This is a genomic window from Nocardia sp. CC201C, from assembly GCF_030010695.1.
Taxonomy (GTDB): Bacteria; Actinomycetota; Actinomycetes; order Mycobacteriales; family Mycobacteriaceae; genus Nocardia; species Nocardia otitidiscaviarum.
The window spans coordinates 1-2,303 of sequence record NZ_JASCXP010000661.1 but is presented as its reverse complement, the minus strand read 5'-3'; the positions used below and the strand labels follow the sequence as shown (position 1 = coordinate 2,303).

The following is a 2,303-nucleotide window of genomic DNA, read 5'->3' as shown; positions in this document are numbered from 1 at the left end:
CGGTGGGGGCTCCGAGTGCTCGTCGGCCATCGGCGCGCGCACCAACTCCTGCTCGATCACGGCAAGAGGCTACCGGTTGTTCGGTGACCCGTAGCCGTTGCCATTGTCCGACCGCGGAGTAGGCGCTGGTGCGGTCGTCAGCGGTGAGCCGTCCGACGGCGCGACCGGCTGGCCGGGCAGCGGTCCGTCGTCATCGGAGGGGCTCTGATTCTGCGGCATGTTCTGCGGAGTCTGCTGCTGCGGATTCGGCGCCAGCCCCGGAATATTCAGGGTGAACGGTCCCACCTGCACCGGGGTCTGGGTGATGACCACCGGCGGCTCCACCGGAGCCTCGGACGACGGCGCGGTGTACGGGGCCGACCACGACGGCACACCGGCCTGGCCGCCGATGGAACCCGGCTTCGGGAACTTCACCTTGGGCTGGCCCTCGAGCGCGCCGTCCATGGTGTCCTTCCAGATATCGGACGGCAGTCCGGATCCGTAGATCATGCCGCCGCCCGCACCGCGCAGCCGATCGCCCTGCTCGGTGCCGACCCACACCGCGGTGGCCAGCTGCGGGGTGTAGCCGACCATCCACGCGTCGCGGTTCTCGCCGGTGTCGCCGAGCTGATGGGTGCCGGTCTTGGAGGCCGACACCCGGCCGCCCGCCAGGCCGTGGTTGCGCGAGTAGGCGGCGATGGGCTCCATCGCGGCGGTCACATTGTCGGCCACCGCGGCGGAGACGCGCTGCTCACCGGCCACCTCACCGCGGTCGAGCAGGACGGTGCCGTCGGAGGCGACGACCTTCTGCACGAAGTGCGGCGCGTGGTAGACGCCGGAGGCGGCCAGGGTGGCGTACGCCGAGGCCATATCCAGCACCCGCACCTGGTACTGGCCCAGCACGACACCGTTGTTCGGGCCGACCCCGCCCGGCTCGGTGAGCGTTTCGCCCACGCCCGGAATGCTTTCCGGAATGCCGAGCTTGTGCGCCATATCGGCGATCTTCTGCGGGCCGTTGCCCGGCATATCCAGCATCATGCGGTAGAAGCTGGTGTTGAGCGAGCGCTTCAACGCCTCGGCGATGGTGCACATACCGCACTGCTCGCCCTCGACATTGGTGATCTCGATGCCGTTCACGGTGACCGGGGAGCTGTCGTACAGCGTGGACAGCGGCTTGCCCATCTCGAGGTTCTGGGCCAGACCGAACACCTTGAACGCGGATCCGGCGGGCAGGCCCGCGCTGGCGAAGTCGAAGCCCGCGCCGTTCTCACCGCCGTAGTACGCGCGCACGGCGCCGGTCTGCGGATCCACCGACACCACGGCGGTGCGCAGGTTCTCCGGCTCGCCATTCATATTCGAGGTCACCGCGTCCACGGCGGCCTGCTGCGCCTGGGGGTCGATGGTGGTGGTGATCTGCAGGCCCTCGGTGTTGAGCTGCTGTTCGCTGATGCCGGCGGCGCTCAGCTCCTCCAGCACCTTGGACTTGATCAGGCCCTCCGGGCCCTGGTCCAGGCTCTTGTCGCCCAGCGAGGCGACCGGAACCACCTGCGGGAACTGCATATTCGCGCGTTCGGTGGCCGGCAGGTTACCGCTGGAGACCATGCCGTCGAGCACGTACGTCCAGCGCTGCTCGGCGGCCTTCGGATTCTTCTCCGGGTCCAGGTTGGACGGCTGCTGAATGGTCGCCGCCAGCACCGCACCCTCGGAAACGGTCAACTCCTGCACCGGTTTTCCGAAGTACGCCTTGGCCGCCGCGTCGATGCCGTACGCGCCGCGGCCGAAATAGATGGTGTTGAGGTACGCGGTGAGAATGTCGTCCTTGGACCACTCCTGCGCCATCTTCACCGAGATGACCAGCTCGCGCATCTTGCGGGTGAGTGAGCGCTCATTGCCGACCAGCGCGTTCTTCACGTACTGCTGCGTAATGGTGGAGCCACCGCCCGCGGTGTCCTTGCCCATCAGGTTGTCGCGCAGCGCGCGGGCGAAACCGCTGAAGGAGAAGCCCGGGTTGGTGTAGAAGTCGCGGTCCTCGGCCGCCATCACGGCATTGCGCACGTGCGGCGGGATCTGGTCGATGGTGACGTCGGTGCGGTTGCCCTCCGGCGGAACGACCTTGGACAGCACCGTGCTGCCGTCATTGGCGTAGATCAGGGCGACCTGATTGTTCTTCAGGTCGCCAGGGCGCGGCACCGACGCGGTCGAGTACGCGATGAGGAAGACTGTGCTGGGCAGGATGATGCCCAGCGCCAGCAGCACGTAGAGGGTGCGGCGCACGATCTTCCAGGGCGAACGCTTGCGGCCCGAGCCGGGTCGGGAACCGCCGC

At 68.0% G+C, this 2,303-nt stretch carries 1 protein-coding gene; it reads right to left on the bottom strand.

From position 1 onward, the window contains the following. Nucleotides 1-69 precede the first annotated feature (69 nt). Nucleotides 70-2,253 carry a transglycosylase domain-containing protein gene (locus QK444_RS35620; protein WP_282786428.1) on the bottom strand — a complete coding sequence of 728 codons (2,184 nt, stop codon included), beginning with the start codon at nucleotides 2,251-2,253 and terminating at the stop codon, nucleotides 70-72. Nucleotides 2,254-2,303: the final 50 nt, after the last annotated feature.